Annotated in this window: 15 protein-coding genes; 11 read left to right on the forward strand and 4 right to left on the reverse strand. The window is 37.4% G+C overall.

The genetic code is table 11. The annotated features are described in order from the left end of the window. Positions 1-217: 217 nt before the first annotated feature. Positions 218-3,145 carry a pitrilysin family protein gene (locus QF004_RS05435; protein WP_307423693.1) on the reverse strand — a complete coding sequence of 976 codons (2,928 nt, stop codon included), beginning with the start codon at positions 3,143-3,145 and terminating at the stop codon, positions 218-220. 132 nt (positions 3,146-3,277) lie between these two features. After that, positions 3,278-4,612: a dihydroorotase gene (locus tag QF004_RS05440; RefSeq protein ID WP_307423696.1), complete on the reverse strand. Its 1,335-nt coding sequence runs from the start codon at positions 4,610-4,612 to the stop codon at positions 3,278-3,280. A gap of 331 nt (positions 4,613-4,943) precedes the next feature. Here QF004_RS05440 and QF004_RS05445 point away from each other — a divergent pair, with 331 nt between their 5' ends. The 9 genes from QF004_RS05445 (at position 4,944) to ribA (ending at position 12,329) form a co-directional block, all read left to right on the forward strand. Continuing rightward, a complete protein-coding gene (locus tag QF004_RS05445; RefSeq protein ID WP_307423699.1) occupies positions 4,944-6,395 on the forward strand; it encodes a lipopolysaccharide biosynthesis protein in 1,452 nt (483 codons plus the stop codon). 2 nt (positions 6,396-6,397) lie between these two features. Then, positions 6,398-6,829, forward strand: a complete 432-nt coding sequence (gene dut, locus QF004_RS05450) for a dUTP diphosphatase (RefSeq protein ID WP_133438994.1) — start codon at positions 6,398-6,400, stop codon at positions 6,827-6,829. 70 nt (positions 6,830-6,899) lie between these two features. After that, positions 6,900-7,943 (forward strand): sugar phosphate nucleotidyltransferase, encoded by a 1,044-nt coding sequence (locus QF004_RS05455; protein ID WP_307423702.1) that lies wholly within the window; start codon positions 6,900-6,902, stop codon positions 7,941-7,943. Between the two features lie 81 nt (positions 7,944-8,024). Next, positions 8,025-8,819 carry a DUF4292 domain-containing protein gene (locus QF004_RS05460; RefSeq protein ID WP_307423705.1) on the forward strand — a complete coding sequence of 265 codons (795 nt, stop codon included), beginning with the start codon at positions 8,025-8,027 and terminating at the stop codon, positions 8,817-8,819. After that, entirely contained in the window at positions 8,816-10,399 is a 1,584-nt protein-coding gene (locus QF004_RS05465; RefSeq protein WP_307423708.1) for a M23 family metallopeptidase, read from the forward strand. Before QF004_RS05460 ends, QF004_RS05465 begins: the two co-directional genes overlap by 4 nt. Before the next feature lie 34 nt (positions 10,400-10,433). Next, complete coding sequence (locus tag QF004_RS05470; RefSeq protein WP_133438998.1) at positions 10,434-10,640, forward strand: twin-arginine translocase TatA/TatE family subunit; 207 nt, start codon at positions 10,434-10,436, stop codon at positions 10,638-10,640. A gap of 11 nt (positions 10,641-10,651) precedes the next feature. Then, positions 10,652-11,272, forward strand: a complete 621-nt coding sequence (locus QF004_RS05475; protein ID WP_133438999.1) for a DUF4254 domain-containing protein — start codon at positions 10,652-10,654, stop codon at positions 11,270-11,272. Next, positions 11,260-11,715, forward strand: a complete 456-nt coding sequence (locus QF004_RS05480) for a hypothetical protein (RefSeq protein WP_133439000.1) — start codon at positions 11,260-11,262, stop codon at positions 11,713-11,715. Before QF004_RS05475 ends, QF004_RS05480 begins: the two co-directional genes overlap by 13 nt. Before the next feature lie 11 nt (positions 11,716-11,726). After that, the gene (ribA, locus tag QF004_RS05485; RefSeq protein WP_133439001.1) at positions 11,727-12,329 is read left to right on the forward strand and encodes a GTP cyclohydrolase II; all 603 of its coding nucleotides are present in this window, start codon (positions 11,727-11,729) and stop codon (positions 12,327-12,329) included. A gap of 4 nt (positions 12,330-12,333) precedes the next feature. Here the strand turns inward: ribA and deoD are convergent, their stop codons facing one another. Together deoD and QF004_RS05495 are read right to left on the reverse strand one after the other, a co-directional pair. Continuing rightward, complete coding sequence (gene deoD, locus QF004_RS05490) at positions 12,334-13,041, reverse strand: purine-nucleoside phosphorylase (RefSeq protein ID WP_307423719.1); 708 nt, start codon at positions 13,039-13,041, stop codon at positions 12,334-12,336. A gap of 148 nt (positions 13,042-13,189) precedes the next feature. Continuing rightward, the gene (locus tag QF004_RS05495) at positions 13,190-13,708 is read right to left on the reverse strand and encodes a hypothetical protein (protein WP_307423722.1); all 519 of its coding nucleotides are present in this window, start codon (positions 13,706-13,708) and stop codon (positions 13,190-13,192) included. A gap of 109 nt (positions 13,709-13,817) precedes the next feature. Between QF004_RS05495 and QF004_RS05500 the strand changes: the two genes are divergently transcribed. Both QF004_RS05500 and bshA read left to right on the forward strand, forming a co-directional pair. Then, the gene (locus tag QF004_RS05500; RefSeq protein WP_307423725.1) at positions 13,818-15,548 is read left to right on the forward strand and encodes a glycoside hydrolase family 3 protein; all 1,731 of its coding nucleotides are present in this window, start codon (positions 13,818-13,820) and stop codon (positions 15,546-15,548) included. Between the two features lie 46 nt (positions 15,549-15,594). After that, the gene (gene bshA / locus QF004_RS05505; RefSeq protein WP_133439005.1) at positions 15,595-16,728 is read left to right on the forward strand and encodes an N-acetyl-alpha-D-glucosaminyl L-malate synthase BshA; all 1,134 of its coding nucleotides are present in this window, start codon (positions 15,595-15,597) and stop codon (positions 16,726-16,728) included. Positions 16,729-16,763 lie beyond the last annotated feature (35 nt).

Genomic DNA, 16,763 nt, shown 5'->3' on the forward strand with positions numbered 1-16,763 from the left:
GAAAGTTACGAACAATTATGCGGAGGATAAAAGAAGGATCTTTTTGCGGGAACTGGTTGGGAAAGTGCTGTTAGGGCTCTAAGCTCTAACAGCGCTCGCTACTCTTCACGCCCGGAGACAGACTCAGGATAAACTTAGGACGAAAAAGGCGCCCCAAAAAATAAAAAAACTGCTCCAATTTTGAAGCAGTTTTAAATTATCAATTATTTCAGTTCATTTAATATCCGAAAAGTTCTTCGAGAGAAATTTTCTTTACTTCGCCCAGTTTCTCCATATCTTTCAAAGGAACTTTTTTCTCGGACGCAACGATGGCGTAGGTGTAAGGTTTCCCTGAAAAATGGGTCTCGTGGAAATTCTTCAAATCCTGCATATTGATTTTATCTACAGAATCATAGATTTTTTTTCTGGGATCTTCAGTTAAACCCAACTGTTGAGCCGCCAGATAATTGAAGATGATTTTGTCTTCGGTAATTCTTTCGGTCTGAATATCTTTTCTAACCTGAATTCTTGCCAAATCTAAATTGACAGGCAAATTCGGCATTGTGGTTAGAAGTTCGTTCATCGCCGTGGTGGCATCATTAAATTTATCAGCCTGACTTCCGACATAACTCATCATATAATACTCCTGATCTTTTTTCTGCGGCTGCATATAAACACCGTAAGTGCTGTAAGCCAACGCCTTACTCTCTCTAATGGTCTGGAAAACAATGGAGCCCATTCCGCCACCAAAGTAATTGTTAAAGACTTTGATAATGGTGTTTTTATTAGGGTCGTAATTTTCGGTATTTCTAATCCATCGTGTTTCTGCCTGAACCATCTCGTAATCGGTAAAGAGAACCTGGTTTTTGGTTTGTGCCGTTTGATTGAAAACTTTCGCCGGAGCGGCCACCGCAAACTTGGCAGGAATCTGATGCACGTTTTTCAGTTTGTTTTCTACATCTTTAATGGAAACCGGTCCGTAATAAATCACGGTTTGCTCATAATTATTCAGATTTTTAATCCTGTTGACCAACTCCGCAGACGTTACAGAAGCCAGGTCGGAATCGGAAAGAACATTATTAAATTTATTGTTTTTTCCGTAAATCGCGTAACTCGTTAAACCCTGAAGAATAGCACCTTTATTGGCTTTCACATCTTTTCTCGATTTTGCGATTCTTTCTTTTAATCCTTTTAATGCAGCATCGTCGGCTTTTACATTTTGAATTAGATCTTCATATAATTTCACTGCTTTATCAAAATTCTCCTGTAAACCTTCGATAGAAACCGTGGTATATTCTTCGCCTGTTGAAACATCGAAACTACACGCGATCTTGTAAAATGCTTTCGAAATTTCTTCGGCAGACATTTTATCGGTACCCAAAAACTGAAGATACTGCGAGGCAAGCGGCTGTTTCAAATCGTTGAGAGAACCCAGTTTATAGCGGTATTTCAACCGGAAAATCTGATTGTCTTTATTGGGAACATACAATATTTCAGCTTTTCCTAATTTTGCTTTCTGGATATCTTTGTTATAATCTAAAAACACAGGAGCTGACGGAGAATTCGGCATATTTGCAACCATTTTCACAAAATCAGACTGTAAAGCTGCATTGGTTTCCACCGGTGTAATCTGTGGTTTTTCAATCTTAACGGTTTGAGTAGATTCGCCTTTTCTTTTCAAAATGGCAACATAATTTTCGCCTAAATATTTGTTCGCAAAACCGACGATATCTGCTTTCGTAATTTTAGATAAATCATTCACATAAGCAACCTGATCTCTCCAGTTCAGTTCAGAAGTAAAAGCGTCCATCAAAGCACCTGCACGGTCGCCATATTTTTCTGATTCGTAGATTTTATCTTTTTTAATATTATTAATAATGGAAGTTATCAAACTGTCATCGAAGTTTCCTTTTTTCAGATTATCGATTTCACCCAAAACCAGAGTTTTCACTTCTTCCAGACTTTGTCCGTTGGTTGGTGCCGCATTCAGATACAAAATTCCGTAATCGATCAACGTAAACGTAGAAGCTGAAGCGCGCAACAGTTTCTGTTTTTTCACTAAGTTCAAATCTAATAAACCGGCTTTTCCGTTGGTTAAAATTTGCCCAACCAAATCAGCGATCAAAACATCTTTGTCTTTATTTCCCGGCAACCTGAAACCCATGGTTAAATTTTCGGCATCCGGACCTGTAATTTCTTTGATGATTGGTTTCGCAATCGGTGTCTCCGGAACGAAAGTATATTTTGAAACTTCTTTAAATTTCATATTGGCGAACGCTTTATCAACTTTCGCAATTACTTCATCAGGATTGAAATCTCCGGATAAAATAACGCCCATATTATTGGGCACATAATAATTGTTGAAATATTTCCTGATTTCTACCAATGAAGGGTTTTTCAAATCTTCTACTGTCCCAATCGTGGTTTGCTGTCCGTAATTGTGATTTTTGAATAATTCAGAAAAAAGGGTTTCGAAAACTTTACTGCCATCACTGTCTAAACTTCTGTTTTTTTCTTCATAAACCGCTTCCAATTCGGTATGGAAAATTCTTAAAACTGGATTTCGGAATCTCTCGCCCTGAACCGCCAGATATTTATCCAGAGAACTGCTCGGAACGTCATCGGTATAAACGGTTTGTTCGAAACTCGTAAACGCGTTTGTTCCCTGTGCTCCCATGGAAGTCATCATTTTATCGTATTCGTTTGCGATCGCAAATTTACTCGCAACACCGGAAACAGAATCTATTTTCTTATAGATTGCTTTTCTTTGATCCGCATCTTTGGTTTTGTTGTACTGCTCATACAGCGCATCAATTTTATCCAACTGCGGTTTTTCTTTTGCCCAGTCCAGAGAACCGTATTTGTCGGTTCCTTTGAAAAGCATGTGTTCCAGATAATGCGCTAAACCGGTATTGGTTCGCGGATCGGTTTTGCTTCCGGCTTTCACGGCGACGTACGCCTGAATTCGCGGATCTTTTTTGGTTGGACTCAAAATAACAGTGAGACCATTTTTCAAAGTGTAAAATCGGGCATTCATGGGATCATTGGTCACGTACTTATACGTGTATCCGTTTCCTGATGCTTCTTTCCACTGAAACTGATTCTGTGCAAAAGCCTGCACCGAAATCAGCAAAGCAGCAAGAACTAAAGTGAATTTTTTAAACATAGATTATATTTTATGAGATTAGACGAAATTATTTCCGAATTGTTTCAAGAATGTATAAAATTATAGTAAAAATTTTTCAGAGTGATTATATTTAACTAAACTCAGGTTCAGCTTTTTTGGATTTGAAAAGAATTATCTTTCAAAAAGCAATCTTTCGCCATGCTTTTCCTCAGAAACTTTTCCGTTTTCGAAAGCCAGAAATCCATTGACAAAAGTGTGCGTGATTTTGGAATGAAAAGCTGTTCCTTCGAAAGGACTCCAACCGCATTTGTATAAAATATTTTCTTCGGAAACTGTGTAACTTTGGTTCAAATCAACCAAAACCAAATCAGCTTTATATCCTTCTTTAATAAATCCCCGCTTTTCAATCTGGAAAAGAATTGCCGGATTATGACACATTTTTTCCACAATTTTTTCTAAAAAAATTTTATCATTTTTAAAGTTTTCGAGCATGACATTTAAAGCATGCTGTACCAAAGGTCCGCCGGAAGGTGCTTTCAAATATTTTTGCGATTTTTCCTCTAAAGTATGCGGCGCATGATCGGTGGCAATTACATCAATTCTATCATCCAGAAGTGCTTCCCACAAACCGTCTTTATCTATTTGGGTTTTTACCGCAGGATTCCATTTGATGAAATTTCCTTTGGTTTCGTAATCTTCATTGGTAAAAGTGAGATGATGGACACAAACTTCCGCCGTTATTTTTTTCTCCTTTAAAGGAATATCATTTCGGAAAAGCGCTGTTTCTTTTGCCGTAGAAAGATGGAAAATATGCAGTCTCGCACCCGTTTTTTTTGCCAGCTCAACCGCTTTAGACGAAGAAATATAACACGCTTCTTCACTTCGGATCAAATGATGGGCAGTTACAGGGATATCTTCGCCATATTTCTCTTTAAAGATTTCGGTATTTTTTCTGATAGTCGCTTCATCTTCGCAATGAACGGCGATCAGCATTTTGGTGCTGCTGAAAATCTTTTCTAAAGTATCCGGATTATCTACCAACATATTTCCTGTCGAAGAACCCAAAAATAATTTAATTCCCGCCACATTTCGCGGATTGGTTTTCAGAACTTCTTCGAGATTATCATTGGTTCCGCCCATCATAAAAGAATAATTCGCGAATGATTTTTCGGCGGCAATTTTATATTTATCTTCCAAAAGTTCCTGAGTGACTGCGTTCGGGACGGTATTCGGCTGCTCCATAAAACTCGTAATTCCACCGGCGATTGCTGCTCTGGATTCACTTTCGATATCGCCTTTCCAGGTTAAACCCGGTTCGCGAAAATGCACCTGATCATCAATAATTCCCGGCAAAAGATATTTCCCCGAAGCATCAATGATTTGATCCACATTTTCTTCAGAAATATTTTTTCCGATTTTAGAAATCAAATCATTTTCGATGAGCAAATCACTTTCAAAAATTTGATTTTCATTGACGATTTTGGCGTTTTTAATTAAAATTTTCATTTTACAGGGAGAGAGATTTAGTGGTTTGGAAAATTAAGATTCGCTTTCGGAAATCAGCTTCCACAAATTTAATATTTAAAAACGATTAAAAAACGCTTCCTCTTCATTTCAAATAAATTAAAATTAATGAATGAATCAAAAGCCACAAATTCACGAATATTCTTTATTCTTTAAATTAAAAAGCACCTACTTAAAATCGGCAATTCATTTAAACAGAGTAAAATAGATTCGTGTATTCGTGGCAAAAAAATTAATTTATTTAGAGTAATCTGAATTTTGAAATGTTTTCAGCTCAAATCTATTTAATTATATTTGCAGAAATTCAGAAATTTTGTATAAAAAATTATTGGGACAAACCGCGATCTATGGTCTAAGCACTGTTATTATCCGATTATTCCCATTTATCATCAGTCCTTTTGTCACTCACGCATTTGGTCCGCAGTCATTGGCGCCGTTTATCGATTTTTATTCGGTGGCGGGGATCATCATTGTTTTGCTTTCTCACGGTATGGAAACTACGTTTTTCAGGTTTGCCGAAAAAGAAGATGACATCAGGAAATTGATTTCCACTTCTACGTTAAGTGTCGTCGCAGCGTCATTTTTATTTATGATTTTCTGTTATATTTTCCGACAGGATTTAGCAGTCGCCTTCAAAACACCTGATCAGATCAACCTTTTAACCATGATGCTTTTCGTGCTTGGTTTGGATGGACTTTCTACCATGCCATTTGTCATTTTAAGAAAAACCGGCCGCCCCAAAAAATTCGCTTTAATTAAAATTATTAATGGCGTTATTAATTTTCTTCTGGTTTTATTTTTCATCGTTATTTTACCAAAATTAGGAGCAAAAGGGCTCTTCGGATTTACCTATCATAAAGAGTTTGGAATCGGATATGTATTTGTCGCCAATTTAGTTGCGAGTGCCGTAACATTTATTCTGCTGTCACAAGAAATAAAGTCAGTACGGATCGGTGCTTTTGACTGGAAGCTCTGGAAGAAAATGATGGCATATTCCTGGCCAATTACGATTGCTGGTTTAGCCGGAGTGATTAATGAAACGATGGATCGCCAGTTTTTGAAATATCTTTTACCGGACGGAACCAATACAGAACAAATGGCAATTTACGGAGCAGTTTGTAAAATCGTGACTTTCCTTACCTTGTTCCGGCAAGCGTATCTTTTGGGAATTGAACCTTTCTTTTTTTCCCATGCTAAAAATGAAAACTCCGGACAAGCGTATGCAAAACTGATGGATATGTTCGTCATTGTAAACTGCATTATTCTGCTGGCTTTATGCGTTAATTTAGATTGGCTTGCGAAATTATACCTCGCAAATCCTGCCTATAATGTTGGAATATCAATTGTGCCGATTGTTTTGATCGCCGCTGTTTTTCTGGGAATTTATCTGAACATGTCGGTTTGGTATAAACTTTCTGACAAGACAATTTTTGGTGCTTATATTTCGGTTTTAGGAGCCGCCGTAACGGTTGCGGTGAATGTGTATTTTATCCCGTCTTACGGATATTGGGCTTCAACATGGGGAACTTTTTTAAGCTATTTCTCGATGATGACGGTATCGTATTTCCTTGGTCAATATTTTTACCCGATTCCTTATCACATGAAAAAAATAATGGGATATTTGAGTTTAAGCATTTTCTTCTCGCTCCTCTCTTATTATGTGCTCGGCGGCAATTTACTTATAGGAAATTCATTATTATTAGTATTTTTAGCCATTGTTTTTTATGTGGAAAAAGAAACTTTAAAAAAAATCAGAAAAGCTTAAATATGAAAATAAAAATCATCAATAAATCACAACATCCTTTACCGCAATATCAGACAGCACTTTCTGCAGGAATGGATCTGTACGCTAATTTGGAAGAAAGCATCACTTTAAAATCTTTGGAAAGGAAATTAATTCCCACCGGACTGTTTCTCGAACTCAGTGAAGGTTTTGAAGCACAGATCAGACCCAGAAGTGGATTATCTATAAAAAACGGTATTACGGTGCTGAACGCGCCCGGAACCATCGACGCGGATTACCGCGGAGAAATTGGGGTTATTTTAGTAAATTTGTCCACCGAAGATTTCAACATCAATAATGGTGACCGGATTGCGCAAATGGTAATTGCCAAATATGAAACCGCAGAATGGCTGGAAGTTGCTGAAATCAGTGAAACTGAAAGGGGAGCCGGAGGATTCGGAAGTACCCATTTATAAATATTAAAAAAGTCTCTTTCTATAAATTGATTTCAATCATAAAAAATCAGACAAAAAAAACATACAAACTATGAAAATTATCGTTCCTATGGCTGGTCGTGGTTCCAGATTAAGACCACACACTTTAACCGTTCCGAAACCATTAATCCCAATTGCAGGCAAGCCCATTGTTCAACGCTTGGTTGAAGATATTACAAAAGTAGCCGGCGAAAAAATCGATGAAATCGCTTTTATTATTGGAGATTTCGGAGCAGAAGTTGAAGCGTCTTTAATTCAGATTGCAGAAAGTCTGGGGGCGAAAGGAACCGTTTATACGCAAGATGAACCATTAGGAACAGCACACGCTATTAAATGTGCGGAACAGTCAATGCAGGGCAATGTAGTTGTTGCTTTTGCGGACACTTTGTTTAAAGCAGATTTCAAATTAGATAAAAATTCAGATGGTGTAATTTGGGTGAAAAAAGTAGAAGATCCTTCTGCATTTGGCGTCGTAAAATTAGATGATTACGGGTTCATTACTGATTTCGTAGAAAAACCTAAAACTTTTGTCTCAGATTTGGCCATTATTGGAATTTACTATTTCAATTCTGCCGAAAAACTGATGAGCGAAATTAATTATATCATGGATAATGGTATTAAACAGGGCGGTGAATATCAACTGACAACCGCTTTAGAAAATCTTCGCCAAAAAGGAGCAAAATTTTCATTGGGCAAAGTTGATGACTGGATGGACTGCGGAAATAAAAATGCAACCGTGGATACCAACGGGAAAGTTTTGGAATACGAAAGAGAAAATGTTTCGCAATTTCCTGCTTCTGCAAAAATTGACAACTGTATGATCATCCCACCGTGTTTCATCGGTGAAAATGTGGAAATCTCCAACTCGAAAATTGGACCGAGAGTTTCTATCGGAAACAACACGAAGATTATCAACTCGAATATTGACAATTCTCTGATTCAGGAAAACACCATGATCGACCACGGAAATCTAAGCAATTCAATGATCGGAAATTCGGCAGAATACTATGGCGTTGCCCGCGAGATCTCTCTGGGAGACTTTTCTGTTCTGGATTTTCTTTCGAACCATAAAATCTTTAAACCGATATCAAACTGATTCGCCATCAACCACACGAAACAATTGGTGTGGTTTGGCGTTAATATTGTAAACTTTCCCGAAAGTTTAAATAAAATTCAAATGAAAAAATACATCCTTGCATCTGCATTCATGATTACGCTGATTTCCTGCAAAACAAAAATGGCTGTTGAAAATCCAATCAGCATCACTGCGCCGGTTGCTTCAAGCGCTAATTTTTTCAGCAAAATTAATGAGAAGACAGATTTTCAGCAACTGAAAATCAACTCCCGGATTACCGCAGAAACAGGTAAATTCATTCCTCCATTAGACGCCACCATTTATATTGAAAAAGATCAAAAAGTCTGGATCAATATGATCGCCCTGTTTTTAAACGTAGGAAGAGGAATTGCAACTCCTGAAGGAATCAAAGGATATGAAAAATGGAACAGGACCTACATCGAATCCGATTTCTCTTATTTGAATTCACTATTGAATGTCAACTTCATCGATTACGGTGCTTTTCAAAATCTGTTATTAGGAAAAACATTTATTCCGGTTAATGACAAAGATTTTAAACTCACCAAAAACGCTCAGGGTTACCTTTTAACTTCTGAGAAAAATTTAAGTTTTCAAACAAACGGAAAGGTCTCTGAATATTCGGCTACATTGACTTATAATAACGAAATGAATCTTGAGAATGTTTCTTTGCAAAAAATAGATGCGCCTGATCAGCTCGAAGTTTCCTATTCTAACTGGGAAAATTTTGAAAACATACAACTTCCTAAAAATGTTAAAATAATAATAAAAGGTTCAAAAAACAGCCAGATTTTACTGGAAAATACGAAATTTGAGAGTTCGAAAATGGAAGCACCTTATTCCGTTCCCAATAATTATACGAAAACTGAGATTAAATGATCAAAAGAATAAGCTTTTTAATAGGAATTTTTCTGTTCGCTTTTTTTTCTGGGCAGAAAAAAGAACAACTTCAAAAGCAAAATGCGGAACTTAAAAAACAAATTTCGACCATCAATGCCAATCTGGCTAAAACCCAACAACAATCAAAACTTTCTGTCGCTTACCTAAACGAAGTCGAAAAGAAAATTGGCCTTCGCGAAAAGGTATATACCAATACGCAAAAGGAAAAACGATTGATTGAGGACGAAATTTACCTGCGCCAATTAGAAATCAACCGCCAAAACCGGGAACTTGCGGTCCTGAGAAAAAACTATGCGGAAGTTCTCGTTAAAGCCTATAAAAATAAAGGTGCACAAAATAAAGTAACTTTTATTTTATCCTCTAAAAATTTAGGCGAAGCACTCAGAAGAATTCAATATTTAAAAGATTACTCGGATTATCAGGATAAAAAAGCGGCAGAAATTTCCACCGCGGCAAAAGTTCTGCAGGAAAACATCACCTTGAAACAGAAATCTGTAAAGGACAAAGAAATGATTCTTACCAATCAGCAAAAGGATTTGTTGACCATCGAAGCTGAGAAAAAAACAAAACAGTCGCTCTTAGAAGAATTTAAGAAAAACGAAGTTCAACTTACCAGTGAGCTGAAACAAAAGCAGGCAGAATCTAAACAGCTGGAAGGTCAAATCCGATCAATTATTGCTGATGAGATAAGAATTGCAAAAGCAAAAGAAGAGGAAAACAGAAAGGCAGAAGCTGAAAAAATACGGGTGGCAAAAATCGCTGCTGAAAGAGAAAAAGCAAAAATAGAAGCGGAGAACAAAGCGCGAATGGAAGCCTTGGCTTTAGAAAAAAAGAAAGCAGACGATGAAGCAAGAAAACTGAAAGAAATCTCTGAAAGAAAAGCAGCAGACGAAGCCGAAAAAGCAAAACTAGCCGCTTTGGCAGATGCAAAAAAGACAGAGGATTCTAAAAAAGCAGCAGAAGCCGAAAAAGCGGAAGCAAGAAGACTGGCTGCCGCAAAAGACGCTGCCGAAGCTGCCGCAAATGCAAAAGCCGCTGCCGACAGAGCATCTACTGCCCGGGCAGCAGAAGCGACTATGGTGAAAAAAAACGATGATGAAAAGAAAGCGGCAGAAACAAAAGTAATGACGAATTATGGTGTTACAGCAGCCGTAGGAAATAACTTTGCCGCGAACCGCGGAAAAATGGGAATGCCCGCCTATGGCACCATCACCCACCGTTTCGGAAGACAGCCTCACCCGGTTTTCAAAAATATTGTTGAGGAAAACAACGGTATTAAAATTGCGGTATCAAAAGGAACAGTTGCAAAATGCGTTGCTCCCGGAACCGTTTCCCGTGTGGTTGCATCTGCAGACGGTTCCAAAACCGTCATTGTAAAACATGGTGATTACTTTACAATCTATGCAAACCTCTCCAGCACAATGGCATCGGCAAACCAGCAGGTCTCAGCAGGAACATCTATAGGGTTAATCGGCGAAGATTTCGACGGTAGTTATACCTTAGATTTCCAGATCTGGAATGGCAGCAGTCCGGTTGATCCATTAGGTTGGGTGAATTAAAAAAATAATATAACTTTGTACAAAATTTTAAAAAATGAATACACTTACAATATTGGCACTTTCCTGGCAACATTTATTAATCGTCGGAATCATTATTTTGGTTTTTTTCGGTGGTAAAAAAATCCCGGAAATGATGAGAGGATTAGGTTCTGGTATCAAAGAATTTAAAGATGCTGTGAAAGAAGAGGACTCTAAAAAAACTGAAGAACCAAAAAGCAACTCCAGCTCTACGACCCCTTAAATTAGATTTTAATGATTTTTACAGAAACTGCGTGGAAGGTCTTCAACCAATCGATAATTGACTATCACATTACTGATAATGTAGACACTCCAGTAAATAATCCCTATTCAAAAGATAGTTTGGAACATCTTTTGTATGCAAAGAATTGGATTGATACCGTTCAATGGCATTTGGAAGACATAATTCGTGATGAAAACATCGATCCAACTGAAGCTTTAAAATTAAAGAGAACAATAGACGATTCCAATCAGAAAAGAACTGATTTGGTGGAGTATATCGACAGTTGGTTTCTAGAGAAGTATAAGAATATTTTACCAAATGTCGACGCTAAAATTAATTCGGAGACTCCTGCCTGGGCAGTGGATCGCCTGTCTATTTTAGCATTAAAAGTCTATCACATGAAACTTGAAGCTCAACGTGAGTCCGCAAGTGATGAGCATAGAAAAAATTGCTCCGTAAAATTAAACACTTTACTGGAACAGCAAGAAGATCTTTCTGAAGCAATTGACCAATTGCTTTTTGATATAGAGAACGGCAATATTAAGATGAAAGTGTATAAACAAATGAAAATGTACAATGATGAAAGTCTTAATCCGATCCTTTATCAAAATGTAAAAAAATGTGTAAACTGAACTTTGGCTACATTATATTATTAATGCTCGCTTTATCCTGTTCTGCGGAGAAGATCAATCTTTCCCCAATTGGTGCAGTGAGTGTTCAGGAAGAAATGTACTCTTACGGTGACAGAAAAAATCTCATCGTTTATTCAGCTGAAATTACCAATCTGATCGCATCATTTCCTAAGTTTAGAAATGAGACCGTAAACGCTGAAGTAGCGAAACTCAAATATTATCTGAAAGATTATATCGGTGCGATGGATGCCTATAATATCAACGGACGAAACAACGCGCACCGCAATTTCGAAAAATCGTACAAAAACCTTCAGATTCTCAGGAAATATTTGAATAAGGACGATGATCAGATTCTCAACCGATACCTGGTAAGAATTAAAACCAATATGACTTTTCTGGAAAGCAACATTTCAAAAGATTCCACCTCGAAGCCCTCAAAATAGCAACAAACTCCATGTTAAAAATTCAAGCAGAATCAAACGTTCCGACAGAGTACGGGGAATTTCGTATGATTGCATTTTCTGAATCTGACCAAGATTGGATGCCTCATATGGCAATTATTGCTAAAAACACCGATTTTACAAAACCGATTAATGTACGTTTTCATTCTGAATGCATTACCGGCGAAGTCTTTCATTCCAAGAAATGTGAGTGCGGCCAACAACTTGATGCGGCAATGAATTTCATGCACAAAAACGGCGGGATTATCATCTATTTAAGACAGGAAGGAAGAAACATCGGCATCATCAATAAACTGAAAGCTTATGCTTTACAGGAAAAGGGTTTCGATACGGTAGAAGCCAACTTAGAACTTGGTCTTCCTGCTGATGACAGAAATTTTGGTGTTGCAATAGAAATTTTAAAGATTCTAAATGTTAAGGAAATTAATCTTTTAACGAATAATCCGCAAAAATTAAAATTTGTAACGGACAGCAGCATCCGCCTGAATAAAAGAATTCCTTTGCAGATGGACTCTACAAAGGAAAGTGAAGCTTATTTGAAAACTAAAAAGGATTATTTCGGTCATCTTCTGGATGACGAAAATAGCGCTCATTAATTCTTTACATTTTAATAGCTGTTTCTAAAGCCAACTCAATCATTGGCGTCAATGCTGTTTCCCGCTGATCGGCAGAAATCTGATCTCCTGTAGGAATCACATCTGAAACCGTGAGAATCGTTGCCGCATTTTTCCCCAAATACTGTGCGTTAGCGAAAAGTGCAAAAGCTTCCATTTCTACTGCCGTACAGTTATATTTTGTAGCAATCTCCGGAAGTGCCAGATTTTTTCTGTAGAAAATATCACTGGTATGAATATTTGTTGCTTTTAAATTTAAAGCTAATTCTTTCGCAGAATCATTGATTAACCCGAAAGTGCTTCCTTGGTGAGACAACAAATCCTCTTCAATTTCCCAGGCAAACTTTGCATAAGTAGATTCGCTTGCCGCATGTTCAACATTTAACAGATCGTAAACTTTCAAATCGGTAGTATATGCACCGCAGGTTCCAATTCTGATAATCGTATCGACATCAAATTCTGTAAACAGCTCGTAGGAATAAATCCCGATGCTTGGGATTCCCATACCACTAGCTCCCACGGAAACTTCTTTCCCTTTGTAAAGTCCTGTGAAATAAAAAACATTTCTGGTTTTACTTACCAATTTCACATCCGTTAAGAAATTATCGGCGATGTATTTTGCTCTTAAAGGATCACCTGGCTGTAAAACCGTTTTAGCAATTTCTCCTTTTTTGGCTGCAATGTGAACACTCATTATTTATCTGTTTTTGATTAATTATTAAAGTGATAAAGTTACTAAAAAATCACCGATTACAGAATCGAAACCGGTACTTTTAACCTGACTTTTAGCACGAAAAACCACAGTAAAAACTGTGGTTCATGTTTATTTTAAAGATTAAAATTTACAGGTTCTTTACTTTAGAATCATCAATTTTAAAATAAGTAATCACACTGTTATAGTCCGAATAATCTACATTAGCATTTTTTGCACCTGAAGAAGCAGGCACTAAAACCACTCTGAAAGTCTGAGTGTTCAAATATTGAGGAGTTGTAGAAATGTCATAATTTCCTCTGGCATAAATCATTATATCATTTTTGGTAAAGTCAAAATCATAATCCAATTCATTGCCGTTATTTAAATAAAGTGTTCTTGGAATAGACTGCCAAACCGGAGAGCCATCTGAAGCAGTTCCTGTTTTTCTGTAAATCAACACAACATCTGTATTATACAAAGGTTTTGTAAATGACCTGCTGATGAAATATCCATCCTGAGCATTATACGAAAAATTCACATTATTAATATCCAGTACTACCGAATAAGTATCGTTGTCATTGACTAATACGTCATCGTTTCTGTTGTCACAGCTAATCGCTATTATTCCGAACATTGCAATCAGCATTAGGGTGAAGTATTTTTTCATTTTAAAAAAGATTAAAGATTATTATGTTTGGTCAGTCAATTTGTATGCCATTAGGAAATACGTTTTAAAAATTAAAAATTGTATTTTTGTTTCCATTATTTCTAATAGTATGAAAAACATCAAGATAAAAGCCTCTTTTTTTACAACTGCATTCCTATGCTTTAATTTCATTGCAAATGCGCAATATCATCCCAAGAATATTTCACCGGCAGAAACCCAAAAAGCGAATCAGTGGGTAGAAAAAACCTACCAAACGCTCTCTCAGGACGAAAAACTGGGACAGCTTTTTATTGTTGCACTGTATACCAATAAAGGAGAAGATTATATCAATAACGTGAGAAATATCGTCGTGAATGATAAAATCGGTGGGTTGATTCTGATGCAGGATGACGCTGCACGGGAAATTAATTTAGTGAATGAATTCCAGCAAAAAGCAAAAATCCCTCTGATGATTGGGATGGATGCAGAATGGGGCGTTTATCAAAGAATTGCTGCTGCACACAAATTCCCTTGGGCATTGACACTCGGAGCAATTCAGGACAAAAATCTCATTACAGAAATGGCGGCAAAAATCGCTGAAGACTGCAAAAGAATGGGCGTCAACTGGGATTTCGCACCGGTTGTGGACGTGAATACCAATCCCAATAATCCGATCATCGGAAACAGAAGTTTCGGTTCAGAAGTTTCTAATGTGATCAGCTCTGCTTTAGCTTATTCTAACGGATTACAAAATAACAACATCTTAGCAGCGATCAAACATTTCCCGGGACATGGCGATACCGATCAGGATTCCCATCTGGATCTTCCCGTCGTTTCTCATTCTCTGAAAAGATTAAATGAGGTAGAACTTGCTCCCTTTAAAGCGCTAATGGATAAAGGAATTGGTGGCGTTATGGTCGCTCATCTTTACGTTCCTGCCTTCGAAAAAAAGGAAGGAGTTCCCGCCTCTATATCCAAAAACATCATCACCGGTGTTTTAAAAGAACAATTGGGCTACAAAGGTTTAATTATCACTGACGCGCTGAATATGGGCGCCGTTGCCAACAGGTTTAAAGCCGGCGAATTAGACGCGCTGGCTTTCGAAGCCGGTAACGACATTATGCTGTTTTCTCAGGATGTTGCCACCGGAAAAAAACTGATTCAGCAGGCGATTGACAAAGGGCAAATCCCACAGCAGAGAGTTGAAGAAAGTGTAAAGAAAATTTTACTGACAAAATATTACCTTGGTTTAACCCAATATACACCGGGAAATCCGGCAAACATTAATGAAGATTTAAATAATTCCACGCATTCAGAAATCGTTCAGAAAATGTACGCAAATGCACTGACTTTAATTAAAGATGATAAAAAAATGCTGCCGCTGAACTGCAAGGAAACGTATTATTATGTTCCTTTAGAAGAAGCTCCGTACCAGACTTTTCTGGATCAGTTAAATTTAAACAATACCATCATTGTAAAAAAAGCTTCGGAAATTTCTACAATTCCTGCCAATTCCAAAGTAATTGTAGGCTTTCATAAAGACAACTCGTCGGCTTACAAACCTTATCTAATATCTGCAGAAAGCAAAAAAATTCTGGGTGATTTAAGTAAAAATCAAAACGTAATCTTAAATGTTTTCGGTTCTGCTTATGCTTTAAAAGATGTTGATATTTCCAGCGTTTCTACAGTTTTGGTTTCTTATGAAAACAATGATGATTCGATGATTGCGACTGCAAAAGCGTTTTCGGGACAAACGAAAATATGGGGGAAACTTCCGGTTTTGGTGAATGAGCGTTTAAAAGCAGGAATAGGTTTAGAACTCAATTCCTCTTCCAGAATCGACTTGCCTTTAAAAAATTAATAAAAAAACAGAATTGAGTAATTTCAATTTAAAAAAAATAAATAAAATGAAAATCGGAATTCTCTGTTATCCAACTTACGGTGGAAGTGGCATCGTTGCTACAGAACTTGGTATGGCGCTCGCTGATAAAGGGTATGAAGTACATTTTATAAGTTCTGCGCTGCCGGCAAGATTAGATATTACCAATCCCAATATTTTTTTCCATAAAGTAAATGTGCAGACGTATCCGCTTTTTCAATACCAACCGTATGACATTGCGCTTTCGTCGATGATTTACCGCGTGGTGAATTTGTATAAACTGGACTTACTGCATGCGCATTACGCAATTCCATATGCATATGCGGCGTTTACCGCCAAACAAATGTTGAAAGAAGAAGGAAAAGACGTTCCTCTGGTTACGACCCTTCACGGAACGGATATTACGTTGGTAGGTCAGCATCCGAGCTACAAACATGCTGTGGAATTCTCTATCAATCAATCAGATACCATCACAAGCGTTTCCGAAAGTTTAAAAAAAGATACTTTACAGTTATTTAAAATCACCAAAGAAATCCAGGTAATCACCAATTTTATTGATAATACTGAATTTAAAAAGGACAGTATCTGCCAGCGCAACCATTTTGCAACGAAAGATGAAAAGATCCTGATTCACGTTTCCAATCTTCGTCCTGTGAAGCGTGTGCAGGATGTTTTACAGATTTTCAAGAATGTCAACACAAAAATAAAATCAATGCTCATCATTATCGGCGAAGGTCCTGATATGGAGATTGTCAATGAGTTTTTAGAGGATCATCCGGATTTGATTGGCAAAGTCCGTCTGCTGGGAAAAGTAAATGATTTATATAAAATTCTGCAGCTTTCGGATGTATTTCTACTTCCGTCGGAACAGGAAAGTTTCGGTTTGGCGGCGCTGGAAGCGATGGCCGCAGAAACGCCGGTGATCAGCTCTAATGCCGGCGGAATCCCCGAAGTGAACATTCAGGGCGAAACCGGTTATCTCACCGAAATCGGCAACGTAGAAGCCATGAGCAACTACACTATAAAACTGTTGAGCGACGAAAGTCTTTTGGCTCAAATGAAGAAAAACGCCAAAGAACAAGCTTTAAGATTTGATCTAAAAAACATTCTGCCCATCTACGAAAAAATGTATGCCGATACGCTGAATCGTTTTAAAATATAGTTATTTCACCTTTTTTATTCAGAATTTGCTTTGTT

Source organism: Chryseobacterium sp. MDT2-18 (genome assembly GCF_030815285.1).
GTDB classification, from domain to species: Bacteria; Bacteroidota; Bacteroidia; order Flavobacteriales; family Weeksellaceae; genus Kaistella; species Kaistella salivictor.

What these genes read in the sequence shown, in the direction of transcription:
- QF004_RS05435 (WP_307423693.1), bottom strand. Translation starts at nt 3,145, where the DNA reads ATGTTTAAAAAATTCACTTTAGTTCTTGCTGCTTTGCTGATTTCGGTG.
- QF004_RS05440 (WP_307423696.1), bottom strand. Translation starts at nt 4,612, where the DNA reads ATGAAAATTTTAATTAAAAACGCCAAAATCGTCAATGAAAATCAAATT.
- dut (WP_133438994.1), top strand. Translation starts at nt 6,398, where the DNA reads ATGAAAATAAAAATCATCAATAAATCACAACATCCTTTACCGCAATAT.
- QF004_RS05455 (WP_307423702.1), top strand. Translation starts at nt 6,900, where the DNA reads ATGAAAATTATCGTTCCTATGGCTGGTCGTGGTTCCAGATTAAGACCA.
- QF004_RS05460 (WP_307423705.1), top strand. Translation starts at nt 8,025, where the DNA reads ATGAAAAAATACATCCTTGCATCTGCATTCATGATTACGCTGATTTCC.
- QF004_RS05465 (WP_307423708.1), top strand. Translation starts at nt 8,816, where the DNA reads ATGATCAAAAGAATAAGCTTTTTAATAGGAATTTTTCTGTTCGCTTTT.
- QF004_RS05470 (WP_133438998.1), top strand. Translation starts at nt 10,434, where the DNA reads ATGAATACACTTACAATATTGGCACTTTCCTGGCAACATTTATTAATC.
- QF004_RS05475 (WP_133438999.1), top strand. Translation starts at nt 10,652, where the DNA reads ATGATTTTTACAGAAACTGCGTGGAAGGTCTTCAACCAATCGATAATT.
- QF004_RS05480 (WP_133439000.1), top strand. Translation starts at nt 11,260, where the DNA reads ATGTGTAAACTGAACTTTGGCTACATTATATTATTAATGCTCGCTTTA.
- ribA (WP_133439001.1), top strand. Translation starts at nt 11,727, where the DNA reads ATGTTAAAAATTCAAGCAGAATCAAACGTTCCGACAGAGTACGGGGAA.
- deoD (WP_307423719.1), bottom strand. Translation starts at nt 13,041, where the DNA reads ATGAGTGTTCACATTGCAGCCAAAAAAGGAGAAATTGCTAAAACGGTT.
- QF004_RS05495 (WP_307423722.1), bottom strand. Translation starts at nt 13,708, where the DNA reads ATGAAAAAATACTTCACCCTAATGCTGATTGCAATGTTCGGAATAATA.
- QF004_RS05500 (WP_307423725.1), top strand. Translation starts at nt 13,818, where the DNA reads ATGAAAAACATCAAGATAAAAGCCTCTTTTTTTACAACTGCATTCCTA.
- bshA (WP_133439005.1), top strand. Translation starts at nt 15,595, where the DNA reads ATGAAAATCGGAATTCTCTGTTATCCAACTTACGGTGGAAGTGGCATC.